Annotated in this window: 11 protein-coding genes; 8 read left to right on the top strand and 3 right to left on the bottom strand. The window is 59.6% G+C overall.

What is annotated here, in order from left to right:
• Positions 1-117 precede the first annotated feature (117 nt).
• From NH234_RS15730 to NH234_RS15710, 5 genes are read left to right on the top strand one after another with little or no spacing between them, the layout of a single operon-like run.
• Positions 118-3,609: a response regulator gene (locus NH234_RS15730; RefSeq protein WP_367253314.1), complete on the top strand. Its 3,492-nt coding sequence runs from the start codon at positions 118-120 to the stop codon at positions 3,607-3,609.
• Positions 3,609-4,442, top strand: a complete 834-nt coding sequence (locus tag NH234_RS15725) for a protein-glutamate O-methyltransferase CheR (protein ID WP_085731036.1) — start codon at positions 3,609-3,611, stop codon at positions 4,440-4,442. The genes NH234_RS15730 and NH234_RS15725 overlap by 1 nt, the downstream gene beginning before the upstream one ends.
• The gene (locus NH234_RS15720) at positions 4,439-5,032 is read left to right on the top strand and encodes a chemotaxis protein CheB (RefSeq protein WP_367253313.1); all 594 of its coding nucleotides are present in this window, start codon (positions 4,439-4,441) and stop codon (positions 5,030-5,032) included. Before NH234_RS15725 ends, NH234_RS15720 begins: the two co-directional genes overlap by 4 nt.
• The gene (locus tag NH234_RS15715) at positions 5,026-6,240 is read left to right on the top strand and encodes a hybrid sensor histidine kinase/response regulator (protein ID WP_085731034.1); all 1,215 of its coding nucleotides are present in this window, start codon (positions 5,026-5,028) and stop codon (positions 6,238-6,240) included. The genes NH234_RS15720 and NH234_RS15715 overlap by 7 nt, the downstream gene beginning before the upstream one ends.
• Positions 6,241-6,284: 44 nt before the next feature.
• Complete coding sequence (locus NH234_RS15710; protein ID WP_085683718.1) at positions 6,285-6,662, top strand: response regulator; 378 nt, start codon at positions 6,285-6,287, stop codon at positions 6,660-6,662.
• A 12-nt stretch (positions 6,663-6,674) separates the two neighbouring features.
• Here the strand turns inward: NH234_RS15710 and NH234_RS15705 are convergent, their stop codons facing one another.
• From NH234_RS15705 to NH234_RS15695, 3 genes are all read right to left on the bottom strand, one after another.
• Positions 6,675-8,345, bottom strand: a complete 1,671-nt coding sequence (locus NH234_RS15705) for an ATP-binding protein (RefSeq protein WP_085731033.1) — start codon at positions 8,343-8,345, stop codon at positions 6,675-6,677.
• Positions 8,342-9,844, bottom strand: coding sequence for an ATPase domain-containing protein (locus tag NH234_RS15700; protein WP_367253312.1), 1,503 nt, complete (start codon positions 9,842-9,844; stop codon positions 8,342-8,344). Before NH234_RS15700 ends, NH234_RS15705 begins: the two co-directional genes overlap by 4 nt.
• A gap of 126 nt (positions 9,845-9,970) precedes the next feature.
• A complete protein-coding gene (locus tag NH234_RS15695; protein WP_085731031.1) occupies positions 9,971-11,026 on the bottom strand; it encodes a tetratricopeptide repeat protein in 1,056 nt (351 codons plus the stop codon).
• 192 nt (positions 11,027-11,218) lie between these two features.
• On the opposite strand from NH234_RS15695, the gene NH234_RS15690 reads away from it, so the two are divergent.
• From NH234_RS15690 to NH234_RS15680, 3 genes are read left to right on the top strand one after another with little or no spacing between them, the layout of a single operon-like run.
• Entirely contained in the window at positions 11,219-13,354 is a 2,136-nt protein-coding gene (locus NH234_RS15690) for an FUSC family protein (RefSeq protein ID WP_367253311.1), read from the top strand.
• Positions 13,344-13,544: a DUF1656 domain-containing protein gene (locus NH234_RS15685; RefSeq protein WP_367253310.1), complete on the top strand. Its 201-nt coding sequence runs from the start codon at positions 13,344-13,346 to the stop codon at positions 13,542-13,544. The genes NH234_RS15690 and NH234_RS15685 overlap by 11 nt, the downstream gene beginning before the upstream one ends.
• A gap of 4 nt (positions 13,545-13,548) precedes the next feature.
• Positions 13,549-14,529 carry a biotin/lipoyl-binding protein gene (locus NH234_RS15680; protein WP_367253309.1) on the top strand — a complete coding sequence of 327 codons (981 nt, stop codon included), beginning with the start codon at positions 13,549-13,551 and terminating at the stop codon, positions 14,527-14,529.
• The last annotated feature ends 7 nt before the right edge of the window (positions 14,530-14,536 follow it).

Here is a 14,536-nt window from a genome sequence, read left to right as displayed (position 1 = left end):
CTGCGATTCGGCGTAGGCAAATGTGGGAAAACAGTGCTAACACTGTGAGAAAAATGGATCCATGCCGCCGTTTTGGGGCAAACTCCCTGGTTTTCAACAGTTCGACAAGGCTGCCACATGTCCTCTCCGTCTTCGGTTGATGAACAACGGTTTCGCAAACTACTGAGTCGTAACGTCAGCCTGCCTTTGGGTGTGGGTGCGATCAGCGCGGTGTTCTTCATTTCCCTGATCACCTATCTGTTGTCAGTGATCCAGTGGGTGGAACACACCGACCGGGTGATCAATAACGCCAACGAGGCGGTGAAACTCACCGTCGACCTGGAAACCGGCATGCGCGGTTTCCTGCTCAGTGGCGACGAGCACTTCCTTGATCCGTATGAAACGGCGAAGCCGCGTATCAACGTGGCGCTCGACACCTTGCTTGAACTGACCGCCGACAACCCGGTGCAGACCGACCGCCTGCGTCGCTTGCAAGCCTTGCAAACCGAGTGGACGACCTACGCTCAATCGATGATCGACCTGCAGCGCGCCAGTGGCGACTATAAGGCTGCGGTCAAGGCCGGGCGCGGCAAGCGCCTGACCGACGAGATTCGCAAGCAGTTCGAAGACGTGATCGATACCGAGCAGACGCTGCGCACCGCCCGCAATGAAGACGTGCGCCGCACCACGATCTGGAGCATCAGCCTGTATTTACTGTTCATCGCCGGGATCAGCGGTTTACTGGCCTACGTCGGCCGTCGCGATCTGGTCAGTCTTTCGGACAGTTACAGCGCCAACCTCGCTGCACAACAGGCCAGTGCCGATCGTCTGGAGGAACAAGCCTGGTTGCGCAATGGCCAGTCCGAACTGGCCGAGCAGGTGCTGGGGCAACTGACGCTCAACCTGCTGGGTCGCAACATTCTGCAATTCTGTGCCCAATACCTCGGCACCGCCGTGGCCGCGCTCTATGTGCGTGAAGAGCATGGCGGCCTGAAGCGCGTGGCAAGTTATGGCTTCTCCCGCGAGCAGGAAGAACAGGGACAATCGATCTACAGCGGTGAAGGCATTGTCGGGCAGGTCGCACAGCAGGCGCGGCTGATTCGCCTGGACCCGGTGCCATCGGATTATTTCAAGGTCAGCTCCGGGTTGGGCGAAGGCCTGCCGCACAGCGTGCTGGTAGTGCCGACCAGCGATGACGACCGGGTCAATGGTGTGATCGAACTGGGCTTCCTGCGTCCGCTGACCGAGCGCGACGTGGCGCTGCTCGAATTGATTGCCGGCAACATCGGCACGTCCATCGAGGCGGCGCGTTATCGCCAGCGTCTGCAGGAAGTCCTGGCCGAAACCCAGCAGCTAAACGAAGAGTTGCAGGTACAACAGGAAGAACTGAAAACCGCCAACGAAGAACTGGAAGAGCAGTCGCGGATTCTCAAGGAGTCCCAGGCGCACCTGGAAACCCAGCAAGTGGAGCTGGAGCAGACCAACGAGCAACTGGCCGAACAGGCCCAGACCCTGGCCGAACAACGCGACGCCATGGATAAGAAGAACACCGAGCTCAATCAGGCCCAGGTGCAACTCGAAGAGCGCGCCGAAGAGTTGCAGCGTTCGAGCAAATACAAATCCGAGTTCCTCGCCAACATGTCCCACGAACTGCGCACACCGCTGAACAGTTCGCTGATCCTGGCCAAGCTGCTGGCGGAAAACCCGCAGGATAACCTCAGCGCCGAGCAGGTGAAATTTGCCGAGTCGATCTACTCCGCCGGCAACGATCTTCTCAACCTGATCAACGATATTCTCGACATTTCCAAGGTTGAGGCCGGCAAACTCGAAGTGGTTCCGGAAAATACCAGCGTCTCGCGCCTGGCCGAGGGGCTGCGCGGTGTATTCGAACCACTGGCGGCGGACAAGAAACTGGCGTTCAGCGTCGAGTTGCAACCAGACGCACCGAGCACGCTGTTCACCGACCGCCAGCGCCTGGAGCAGGTGATCAAAAATCTGCTGTCCAACGCTGTGAAGTTCACCGAGCACGGTACGGTCAGCCTGACCATCGCCGGCCAGCCGGACGAACGCATCGCCTTCATCGTCCGTGATTCCGGGATCGGGATTGCGCAGGACCAGCAGGAAAGCATTTTCGAAGCCTTCCGTCAGGCCGACGGCACTACCAACCGTAAATACGGCGGCACCGGGTTGGGCCTGTCGATCTCCCGGGACCTGGCGACCTTGCTGGGCGGCTCGATCAGCGTCAGCAGCGCGCCGGGGCAGGGCAGTGCCTTTACGCTGGTGTTACCGCAGCAATACCGCGAACCGGGCGATGCGCCGGTCGCACCGCTGACCTTCAGTCCGCCAGCATCCGCACCGGTTATTACACCTACCGTCGCGGTTTCGCCGCTGGCCACCGTCGATATCCCGCGTTTCAACGACGACCGTAACAAGGCTCCGTTCGACACCCGCTGCATCCTGGTGGTGGAAGACGAGCCGAATTTCGCCCACATCCTCTACGACCTGGCCCACGAACTGGGTTATCAGTGCCTGGTCGCCCACGGTGCCGATGAAGGCTATGACTTGGCGAAAGAGTTTGTTCCGGACGCGATCCTGCTGGACATGCGCCTGCCGGATCATTCGGGCCTGACCGTTCTGCAGCGTCTGAAAGAACACGCCGAAACCCGGCACATCCCGGTACACGTGATTTCCGTGGAAGACCGCGTCGAAGCCGCGATGCACATGGGCGCTATCGGTTACGCCGTCAAACCGACCACCCGCGAAGAACTCAAGGACGTGTTCGCGCGCCTTGAAGCCAAGCTGACCCAGAAGGTCAAACGCGTGCTGCTGGTCGAGGATGATGATCTGCAACGGGAAAGCATTGCCCGCCTGATCGGCGACGACGACATTGAAATCACCGCCGTCGGCCTGGCGCAGGACGCGCTGGAGCTGCTGCGCACGACGATCTTCGATTGCATGGTCATCGACCTGAAGCTGCCGGACATGCTCGGCAACGATCTGCTCAAACGCATGTCCACCGAGGACATCTGCTCGTTCCCGCCGGTCATCGTCTACACCGGACGCAACCTGACCCGCGACGAAGAGGCTGATCTGCGCAAGTATTCGCGCTCGATCATCATCAAGGGCGCGCGCTCGCCGGAACGCCTGCTGGACGAGGTCACACTCTTTCTGCACAAAGTCGAATCGCAGTTGTCCCATGAACGGCAGAAGATGCTCAAGACCGCCCGCAGCCGCGACAAGGTCTTCGAAGGTCGTAAAGTGCTGCTGGTGGACGACGATGTACGTAACATCTTCGCCCTGACCAGTGCGCTGGAAACCAAGGGTGCAGTCGTGGTGATCGGCCGTAACGGTCGCGAAGCGATTGAAAAACTGAATGAAGTCGAGGACATCGACCTGGTGCTGATGGACGTGATGATGCCGGAAATGGACGGTTTTGAAGCCACCATGGAAATCCGCAAGGATCCGCGCTGGCGCAAGCTGCCGATCATCGCGGTGACGGCCAAGGCCATGAAGGACGATCAGGAGCGCTGCCTGCAGGCGGGCGCCAATGATTACCTGGCCAAGCCCATCGATCTGGATCGCCTGTTCTCGCTGATTCGCGTGTGGTTGCCGAAGATGGAACGCATTTAGTGGAACGTAGTAATTCCGTTGAACGAAACAGTGAAATCGAACTGCGGCTGCTGATCGAGGCGATCTACCTCAAGTACAGCTACGACTTTCGTGATTATTCCGGCGCTTCGATCAAGCGCCGGGTGCAACATGCGTTGAGCCAGTTCGAATGCGCAACCATCTCGGCGTTGCAGGAGAAGGTCCTGCACGACCCGACAGCGTTCATGCAGTTGCTGCAATTGCTGACGATTCCGGTCAGCGAGATGTTTCGCGATCCGTCGCACTTCCTGGCGATCCGCCAGGAAGTGGTGCCGCTGCTCAAGACCTATCCGTCGATCAAGATCTGGATCGCCGGTTGCAGCACCGGCGAAGAGGTCTATTCGATGGCGATCCTGCTGCGCGAAGAAGGTCTGCTCGACCGCACGATCATCTACGCCACCGACATCAACCCGCACTCGCTGGAAAAGGCCAAGCAGGGGATCTTTTCGATGGAAAACGTGCGCGCTTACACCGCCAACTATCAGCAGGCCGGCGGCCAGCGCTCGTTTGCCGACTACTACACTGCTGCGTATGGTTACGCGATTTTCGACAAGAGCCTGTGCGAAAACGTGACCTTCGCCGATCACAGCCTGGCGACCGATAGTGTATTCTCCGAAACTCAATTAATTTCATGTCGTAACGTGTTGATTTACTTCAACAAAAAACTTCAGGATCGAGCATTCGGGTTGTTCCATGAATCGTTGTGCCACCGAGGCTTCCTGGTATTGGGCAGCAAGGAAACTTTGGATTTTTCCGGCTACTCCAACCAGTTCGAGCCGCTGGTGAAACAAGAACGGATCTACCGCAAATCATGAAAAGTGCAGCGGATTTGCCTCGGGTCGAGGCGATTGTCGTCGGAGCTTCCGCCGGTGGCGTCGAGGCCTTGCTGACGCTACTCGGTTCGCTGCAGGCGGGGTTCGGGCTGCCGATCATCATCGTCCTGCATCTGCCGGAAGAGCGTCGCAGCCAGCTCGCCGATGTGTTCGCCCGCCGATTGGCGCTGCCGGTGAAAGAAGCCATCGACAAACAGGACATCTCGCCCGGCACCGTGTACTTCGCGACGCCGGGTTATCACCTTTCGGTGGAGCAGGATCTCAGCCTGTCGCTGAGCCTTGAAGACCGTTTGCATCATTCGCGACCTTCGATCGACTTTCTGTTCGAGTCCGCCGCCGATGCCTACGGGCCGGCGCTGGCCGCGGTACTGTTGACCGGTGCCAACCATGATGGTGCGCGGGGCCTGGCGCAGGTCAAACGTCAGGGCGGGCTGACTATCGTGCAGGATCCGGACGAAGCGCAGGTCGCGACCATGCCTCGCGCGGCGCTGAAGACACATCAACCGGATTACATACTTCCCATCCACGACATCGGCCGTCTGCTTGTCGAGCTGGAACGAATCGCATGCTGAGTAATATCCAGGCAAAACTGCTGATCGTCGACGATCTGCCCGAGAACCTGCTGGCTCTCGAAGCGCTGATCAAACGCGAAGACCGCACCGTCTACAAAGCGCTGTCGGCGGACGAAGCGCTGTCTCTGCTGCTGCAACACGAATTCGCCATGGCCATTCTCGATGTGCAGATGCCAGGCATGAATGGCTTCGAACTGGCGGAATTGATGCGTGGCACCGAGAAGACCAAGAACATCCCGATCATCTTCGTCAGCGCCGCCGGCCGTGAACTCAATTACGCGTTCAAGGGCTACGAAAGCGGCGCGGTGGACTTCCTGCACAAGCCGCTGGATATCCACGCGGTGAAGAGCAAGGTCAACGTCTTCGTCGACCTGTACCGCCAGAGCAAGGCGATGAAGCAACAGGTCGAGGCGCTCGAGCAGAGTCGCCGCGAGCAGGAAGCGCTGCTTCAACAGTTGCAGAGCACGCAAGGCGAGCTGGAGCAAGCGGTGCGCATGCGTGACGATTTCATGTCCATCGTCGCCCACGAAGTGCGCACGCCGCTCAACGGCCTTATCCTCGAAACCCAGTTGCGCAAGATGCACCTGGCCCGGGACAACGCCGCCGCGTTTACCCTCGACAAGATGCACGCGATGGTCGACCGCGACGAGCGCCAGATCAAAAGCCTGATCCGCCTGATCGAGGACATGCTCGACGTGTCGCGAATCCGCACGGGCAAGCTGTCGATCCGGCCGAGTCGCTTCGATCTCGTGCAACTGGTGGGCACTCTGCTGGAGAATTTCGCCCAGCAGATCGAAGCCGCCGAGACTGAAGTCAGCTTCACGGCTGCCGAGCCGGTGGAAGGGGAGTGGGACGAATTCCGTATCGAACAGGTGGTGTCGAACCTGCTGACCAACGCGTTGCGTTATGGCGGTAAAAGTCCGATCCAGGTACGGGTCTATCGCGAAGGCAATGAAGCCCGGGTCGAAGTTCAGGATCAGGGCATCGGCATCAGCGAGGAGAACCAGAAGCGCATTTTTCAACAGTTCGAACGGGTCTCTGCCAAGACGGTGGTGGCCGGCCTCGGGCTGGGTCTGTTCATTTCCGAACAGATCGTCGCCGCCCATGGCGGCTCCATCGTCGTCGAAAGCAAGATCAACGAGGGCGCCCTGTTTCGCGTTTGTCTGCCGCTCCAGGAAAACGGCAAAACAAACGCAACCTCTGAGTGACCACACGGTCGTATCAGCAGCTATTGAACGAACAAAGGCTTCCCATGAGTGTAGATGCACAAGATGTAGTACTCGTCGTCGAGGACGAACCGGTGATCCTGATGGTCCTGACAGACTATCTGTCAAGCCAGGGCTATCGCGTATTGCAGGCCGAAAACGGTGAGCAGGCGTTCGAGATTCTGGCGAGCAAGCCGCATCTGGACATGTTGATTACTGATTTCCGCCTGCCTGGCGGGATCTCCGGCGTGCAGATCGCCGAACCCGCCGTCAAGTTACGTCCGGATCTGAAGGTGATCTTCATCAGCGGCTATCCGCAGGAAATCCGCGAGACCGGCAGCCCCATCACCCGCCGGGCGCCGATCCTGGAAAAACCGTTCGATCTGGATGTGTTGCAGGAGAAGATTCAGGAACTGCTGGCTTGAGCGTTAACCGTCTCAGCTCTTGATCATCTCCCGCACCTTCGCCGTCAGCAGATCGAAGGTGAACGGCTTGGTGATCATCTGCATGCCCGGGTCGAGAAACCCGCCGCGCACCGCCGCGTGCTCGGCGTAACCGGTGATGAACAGGACTTTCAGTTCCGGCCGATATTGTCGGCCGATTTCCGCCAGTTGCCGGCCATTCATGCCCGGCAGGCCGACATCACTGATCAGCAGATCAATGCGTTGCGCCGAATCCAGGATCGGCACTGCGCCATCGGCGTCACTGGCTTCGACAAAGCCATAGCCCAACTCACTCAATACCGCGCTGATCAGCACGCGCACGGCTGGGTCGTCTTCCACGATCAATACGGTTTCGCCTTCCACGGCATCGGGCGCCTGCTCCATGTCCACCACGGTGTGGGGCAGGGATTCGCCCTGGAAACGTGGCAGATAGAGTTTCACCGTGGTGCCTTGATCGATTTCGCTGTCGATCGAAACATGTCCACCGGATTGCTTGCTGAAACCATAGATCATCGACAGACCCAGACCTGTGCCCTGGCCGATGGGTTTGGTGGTGAAGAAGGGATCGAATGCGCGGTTGATCACGCTCTGCGGCATGCCGCAGCCATTGTCGGTCACGCTTAGCACTACGTAATCGCCCGGCGACAGATTGCTGTAAGTCGCAGTGAAGTCGCGATCCAGCACCTGATTACCGGTTTCGACTACAAGATTGCCGCCATCGGGCATCGCGTCGCGTGCGTTGATCACCAGATTGAGCAGGGCGCTTTCCAGTTGATTGGGATCCGCCTCGGCCACCCACAGTTGTTCGTGCAGGCGCATGTCCAACTGGATGCTCTCGTTGAGGCTGCGTTGCAGCAGTTCGCCCATCGATCGCACCAGGTCATTCATCTGCACCGCTTTGGAGTCCAGTGACTGCCGGCGGGAAAACGCCAACAGACGATGAGTCAGGCCGGCGGCGCGGTTGGCGGAGGTCACGCCCAGATCGATCAGGCTGTCGAGATCATCTGTCCGACCACGGGCAAGACGCCGGCGCATCAATTCGAGGCTGCCAATGATCCCGGTCAGCATGTTGTTGAAGTCGTGGGCGATACCGCCGGTGAGTTGGCCGACCGCTTCCATTTTCTGCGACTGACGCAGGGCCTCTTCGTTGTGCCGTAACTGCGCCGTGCGTTCCTCGACTTGTTGCTCAAGGGTTTCGAGAGTCGATTGCAGGCGTCGTTCGCTTTCGCTCAGATCGATCAGACGATCGCGGGCTTCGTACTGTCGTCGTCGCCCGCGCAGAGCAGTGGAAACCAGGCTTATCAGGGTCGCCGGATGGAAAGGGCGCTCAAGGAATGTCACGTTGCCCAGTAATTCACTGAGACGCGAAGAAGGCCCTTGTTCGGATCCTCCGTGATGGGTGAGCAGGACAATCGGCAAGTCCGACCATGCCGGTTGCTGCTCCAGATACAGCAGCAGGCCTTCGAGCTCCGGGCCATTCAAGGCTTCAGCAGCGATCAGCAGCAAACCGGCGCCGGGTTCCAGTTCAGCGCACAGATGCCTCAGGCCGGAGGTGATGAGGCCACCGTAACCGGCCTCTTTTAGGATCATCAGCGCAATTTGGCTGTCGCGACCCAGGGGCGCGAGGATCAGCGCCCGTTCGGACAGCGGGACGGTGACGGTCACAAGTTGTCTTCCTTGAGCAGCGGATTGCTCGCGCCGAGGTAGGTCGGAACACCGCGCAGTACACCCTGGAAAGCTTCCAGCGGCTCGCCGATGGTCATTCCCTGAGCGGAAATCCGGTATTCACGAATCGTCGATTCATGGCTGCCGGTGCGTTTCTTGATGATCGAAATAGCCCGACGCACTTTACCGAGAGCTTCAAAATAGCGTAGCAAAATGACCGTGTCGGCCAGGTACGTGATGTCGACCGGCGTCTGCATATCGCCGACCAGACCGTGCTGGGCGACGGTCATGAAGGTCGCGGCGCCTTTGCGGTTCAGGTACAGCAGCAGTTCGTGCATGTGCAGGACCAGTGCTTTCTCTTCCGGCATCGCGGCCTGATAACCGTTGATGCTGTCGATCACCACGGTCTTGATGTCGGCTTCATCGACGCAGCGGCGTACCCGGTGGGAGAACTCGCCGGGAGAAAGTTCGGCAGCGTCGACCTGCTCGATCAGCAGATTACCGGTGGCTTGCAGAGCCTTTAGGTCAATGCCGATGTTTCTCATGCGCTCGAACAGCAGCCCCAGTTCTTCATCGAAAATGAACAGTGCCGCTTTCTCGCCACGCGTGACCGCAGCGGCAGCAAAGATCATCGATATCAGCGATTTGCCGGTACCGGCCGGGCCGAGTATCAACGTGCTGGAGCCGGTTTCGATCCCGCCTCCGAGCAGCGCGTCCATTTCGTTGATGCCACTGGTCAATTGCACGCGCGGGTAATCGCCGCGGTGTTCGGCCGCCACAAGGCGCGGAAAGACGTGTACGCCATCGCCCATGATGATGAAGTCGTGAAAACCGCCACGATATTTCTGGCCGCGGTACTTGATCACCCGCACGCGTCGGCGTTCGGCGCCGTAGTTGGGGGTCAGTTCTTCCAGGCGGATTACACCGTGGGCCACGCTGTGCACGGTCTTGTCGAGGGACTCTGTCGTCAGGTCATCCAGCAGCAGTACCGTCGCGTCATATCGCACAAAGTAGTGCTTGATCGCCAGGATCTGGCGGCGATAACGCAGGGAGCTTTGCGCCAGCAGGCGGATCTCCGACAGGCTGTCGAGTACCACCCGGGTCGGTTTGAATCGCTCGACCACTTCGAAAATCTGTTTGGTGGCTTCGCCCAGCTCCAGATCCGAGGAGTACAGCAGGCTCTGTTGATGCTCGGCGTTGAGCAGACTTTCCGGTGGCGTCAGCTCGAAAATCTCGATGTTCTCGTTCAGCTCCCAGCCGTGGGACGCCGCACCCTGGCGCAGTTCGCGCTCGGTTTCGGACAGTGTGATGTACAACGAGCGTTCGCCGGTACGGGCGCCGGCCAGAAGAAAATGCAACGCGACCGTGGTTTTACCGGTACCGGGCTCGCCCTCCAGCAGGAAAACATGACTGCGAGACAAGCCACCGGCCAGAATGTCGTCCAGCCCTTCGATGCCCGTGGCGGCTTTTGCGCTGATCAACTCGTTCGATGTAGACAAAAAATGCCCTCTCATGACTAGGGGAAACGAGGCAGCGGGCGGTGTACGCCTTTGCGGGCTGCCTCTTTACTTGACCCTTTGCCGAGACGGCGGTTCCGAATTTCTTGTGGAGGCGTCAGACCTCGTTCAAAGACCTTGCTGCAACGACGGATCGTCCGGATTCATCTGTTCGAGTTGGGCCAGCAAAACCTGCACGTTCTGCAATTGACCACTTTCCTTCCAGTAATTGATCAGCAGTACCCGCGCCTTGCGGTCGGCCGGGTGGCGCTGGACGATTTCCTGTAACTGTTTCTGCGCCGCTTCGAGCTCCTCGGCGCTGTGCAGCGTGGTGGCGAGGTCGTAGCGATACTCCTTGTTGTCGGGTTCCAGTTCCACGGCCTTGGACAGGCCGAGCAGGGCGAATTCGCGTTGATCGTGATGCAGCAGCCACAGACCCAATGCATGTTGCAGATAGGCCGAATCCGGCTGAGCCTTCAATTGTCGGGCCAGCAATTGTCGGGCGGCATCACTCTGGCCCTGACGGTCGAGCACTTCGATCTGCATCACCAACGCCGGCAGGTTGGCGGGATCCAGGCGCAGGGTTTGCTCAAGGGCTTCCTGCGCCTGCTTGAGCTCGGCATTGTGCAGATAAAGGCGCGCCAGCTGGACATAGTTGGCGGCGCTTTCCGGCTGACTCTTGAGTGCCTGCTCCCACACGTCGATGCCTTGCTGCAACGGCGCGAAATACAGGCCCAACTGATCGGGGGACAAACCGAGCAGGGCGTTGATCGCGGTAAATCGAACGTCCTGATCCTCATCGTCGAGCAACGGGCCGAGCAAAAGACTGCGCTGGCCGCCCGGCACCAGGCCGGTCACGCTCCTGATCGCCGCCATTCGTACATCCGGGGATTCGTTCTGCAGATCGGCATCGGCCAGTTTCAGCGCTTGCGGGCTCGGGTAGTTCGGCAGTTCGGCATGCAGCCAGACACGCCGCTTGACCGACAGGTCCGGACGCCCCAGTTGTTGGTACAAAACCCGCGCCGCGCCCGGTTGACCGGCTCGGGCGGCGGCCAGCGCTTCACTGAAACCATGCTTGATTGATTCCGGCACAACGGGCGCGGTGCTGCGCAGGGACAGCCACGCAACCAGGAGGGCAAGCACGAGGCCAAGACTGATGAGCAAATAGCGGCGGGACTGAGGCATGCAAGTATCCGAAGCTTTTCTATTGACGCAGAGGGGCCAAGCTTCGGTCAGCTGAAGCCTTGAGTCAAACGCTCTGCCCGATACGGCCTGCGACTGAGGATGAAGATCCCTACAACATCTGTCGGCTCTGGAAACCGTCGGGCTCGCGATGCAGTGACTACGCTTTGTGAAATTCCTTTGACGAGCGTGTTCATGCAAGCCCTGTTCAATTATTTCAAGACAGTGATCCTTCCTGGTCAGGCGATGTTGTTGTTTGCCCTGCGAACCATCGCGGCGGGGCTGCTGACGCTGTACCTGGCGTTCCTGTTCGACCTGGATCAACCCAAATGGTCGATCATGGCGGTGGTCATCATCAGTCAGCCTCTGGCCGGAATGGCGTTGGCCCGCAGTTTTGGTCAGGTCATCGGCACCACCCTCGGCGCTGCCGTGGCGGTGCTGATCATGGCGATTTTCCCTCAGGCGCCATTGCCGTTCATCACCACCCTGGCGCTGTGGCTGGCCCTGTGCACGGCCGGTGGCACACTGCTGCGCTACACCAGTTCCCAGGCGTTCGTACTCAGTGGTTACACCGCCGTGGTGGTGGCACTGCTGGCGATCCCGGATCAGGACGGGACCTTCCTGCTGGCGGTTACCCGGGTCACAGAAACATTGCTCGCGGTGGCCTGTGTCTGTGTTGTCAGCCTGCTGACGGCGCGGCCCGAGGCGGTTTCGCGCAACTACTTTGCCAAAGTCGATCAGGTAATCAAACTGGTTGCCACCCATGCCGCTGCGGTGATTCGCACCGAAGAGAGCGAAGCCGATTTCCAGCGACGGCAAATGCAGCTGCTCGGAGAAATCAGTGCGCTGGAAGGCCTGCGCCGACATCTGTATTTCGATGCCCCGCGTCTGCGCAGTGCCAACAATCTGGTGTTGATGCTGGGCAATCAACTGATGCTGTTGACTTCGCGACTGACGGCCCTGCGTCATCAACGCCAATTGCTGACCGAGCGCTGGGACGGCGACCTGCCGCTGGAGGTCCAGCGTTTGCGCGCCGATGAGCTGGCGTTTCTCGATCAACTGGCACAGTACGGGCGTTCACTGCCGGAAGACATGAGGCACCAATTGGTTGTCCTGCAGCAACAATTCGAAGCGCTGGCCTACAGGGCTGAACAGTTGACCGAAGACATGAGCGCGACCTTGCGTTCGCTGGCATGGGCACTGCGTTGGGAGCAGGCCCGACTGCTGCAACAACTGGAGCAGATACTCGAACTGAGCGAGGCGATACAGGAAGGGCGGGAGGCCAGTTGCATGTTTCGCGGCCAGTCCAGTGCGCTGCACCTGGACTTCACCCTGGCGACGATGAATGCCATCCGGGCCTTCAGTGCATTGCTGGTGGCCGGGCTGATCTGGATCGAAACGGCATGGGACGGTGCGCGTGGCGGGATGATTCTGGTGGGAATTCTGTGTTCACTGATGGCAACGTTCCCGCGACCCTTGATAGCCGCACAGAGTTACGCCCAGGGATTGGGCCTGGCACTGGTGGTTTCGGCGCTGTATCAGTTCATGCTGGTGCCGGCGGTCAACGATTTCGAATGGCTGGCGCTGTTACTGGCGCCTCTGCTCTATGTGATCGCGGTTGGGCTGGCCAGCCCGGCCACGGCGGGCATCGGCATGGGGCTGGGATTGTCGAGTTTTTTGATGCTCGGTCCGCAGAACGTCGGCACCGGGCAGAACACCGCTATTCAGTGGTTCGAGTTTGCAGGTGCCTACGTCAGTGCGGCGATGCTGGCACTGATCGTCTATGCATGGATTTTTCCGTTTCGCCCGGTATTGCGAATCCGTCGGTTCTACAACGAAGCGCGGGAGCAGGTGTATCAACTGACGAAAGTGCCCGCTACCGACGAACAGCAGTTCGCGTTCGAAAGCCGCATGGTCGATCGCCTGACAACCATGTTGGGGCTATTGCCGGCAGCCAATGATCCGGACATGCAACGACGCTACGAAATCAGCCTCGCCTGTGTGGCACTTGGCGTGGCCATCCACCAGCTCAGACAACAGGTGCAGGGCAACGCCTTGCTCACGGACACTTTCGGCCAGCAATTGATGGCCGCCTTGCGCCAGGCCGGCCGCTTTGTCGCTGGCCGTCCGGATGTGCACCTTCCAGCCTTGCTGACGACGCTGCATGCTCTCGGTGACCAGCTGGATGACCTGCATGCCGCCACGCACGAGCATCTGTGGTCAGTGTTTCGCATGCGTGTGGCGCTGTTGATCGTCGTCTCGTTCCTTGAGCGTCATGGTGAGTATCTGCAACACAACGCCCCTGAAGGAGTACCGGCCCTTGCCCATTGATTTCGAGGTCGGTGGCGTCTACCTGCCGCCCATTGCTCAGGCCCTGATTCTGGCCATACCGATCTTTCTATTGCTGGACTGGGTATTGCGCCGCCTCGGTGTGCTGCGTCTGGTCTGGCATGAAGCGCTGTTCGAAGGCGTACTGTACGCCTGTGTTTGCGCCACTTTGATTTTGCTGATGGGAGCCTGATGCCTTGAAGACGTTGCTAACTCGATTGACGACATTGGCAGTGGTGCTGCTGGCAATCGTGCTCGGCTGGTTCGCCTGGGAGCATTACACCCGAGCCCCATGGACACGAGATGCGCGGGTGAGGGCGGATGTCGTGACCCTTTCAGCGGATGTCTCGGGGCGTATCGTCAGTCTGGCGGTGCAGGACAACCAGCATGTCGACAAGGGCCAATTGCTGCTGGAGATCGATCCGGCTCGCTACAGCCTGGCGATTGAACATGCGAAGCGTTCTGTGGAAGTGGCCAGGGCCACGCTCGGACAATCCCGTGCCGCCATCGTCGCCAGCGAGGCCTTGCTCAAGCAACGCGAGAGCGAAGAACGGCGCAGGCGTACGCTCAAGCAGGGCTTTGCGATTTCGGGGGAAGAGTGGGAAAAGTCCAGCACCGAAGTGGCCGTGGCTCAGGCCGATCTGCTGCGCAACCAGGCCAATCTGGGCCTGGCGGAAGCCAACGTGCAATTGGCGATCGCAGCACTGACCCAGGCCGAGCTGGACTTGCAACGTACCCGTGTCGAATCGCCGGTCAGCGGTTATGTCACCAACCTGTTGACCCGTCAGGGGGATTACGCGGTGGCTGGCGGCGCGCTGCTGGCACTGGTGGACAGCGATTCGTTCTATGTCAGTGGCTATTTCGAGGAAACCAAACTGCCAAGGATCGAGGAGGGCGACCGCGTGCGGATCGAGTTGATGAGCGGCGAAAAGTTTGGCGGCACTGTGCAAAGCATCGCCTTTGCCATTGCTGACCGGGAGAACGCCCCGGGCAGCCGACTGCTGGCCAACATCAACCCCAGCTACACCTGGGTAAAACTTGCACAGCGAGTGCCCGTGCGAATCGGGATCGACCCGGATTACGCTGGCAAGGGTCGTTTGAGGGCAGGCACCACGGCGACCGTCACGGTGCTGGAAAACCATGAAAGACAGGCACAAAAAAGCCCCGCGACCGAATGATACGCGG

The sequence above is a fragment of the Pseudomonas sp. stari2 genome, assembly GCF_040760005.1.
In the GTDB taxonomy this organism is placed as follows: domain Bacteria; phylum Pseudomonadota; class Gammaproteobacteria; order Pseudomonadales; family Pseudomonadaceae; genus Aquipseudomonas.
This window is presented reverse-complemented; position numbering and strand designations above follow the sequence as displayed.

Bases quoted from the DNA above. Each gene is read 5' to 3' on its own strand.
- NH234_RS15730 (WP_367253314.1), top strand. From the start codon at position 118: ATGTCCTCTCCGTCTTCGGTTGATGAACAACGGTTTCGCAAACTACTG.
- NH234_RS15720 (WP_367253313.1), top strand. From the start codon at position 4,439: ATGAAAAGTGCAGCGGATTTGCCTCGGGTCGAGGCGATTGTCGTCGGA.
- NH234_RS15715 (WP_085731034.1), top strand. From the start codon at position 5,026: ATGCTGAGTAATATCCAGGCAAAACTGCTGATCGTCGACGATCTGCCC.
- NH234_RS15710 (WP_085683718.1), top strand. From the start codon at position 6,285: ATGAGTGTAGATGCACAAGATGTAGTACTCGTCGTCGAGGACGAACCG.
- NH234_RS15695 (WP_085731031.1), bottom strand. From the start codon at position 11,026: ATGCCTCAGTCCCGCCGCTATTTGCTCATCAGTCTTGGCCTCGTGCTT.
- NH234_RS15690 (WP_367253311.1), top strand. From the start codon at position 11,219: ATGCAAGCCCTGTTCAATTATTTCAAGACAGTGATCCTTCCTGGTCAG.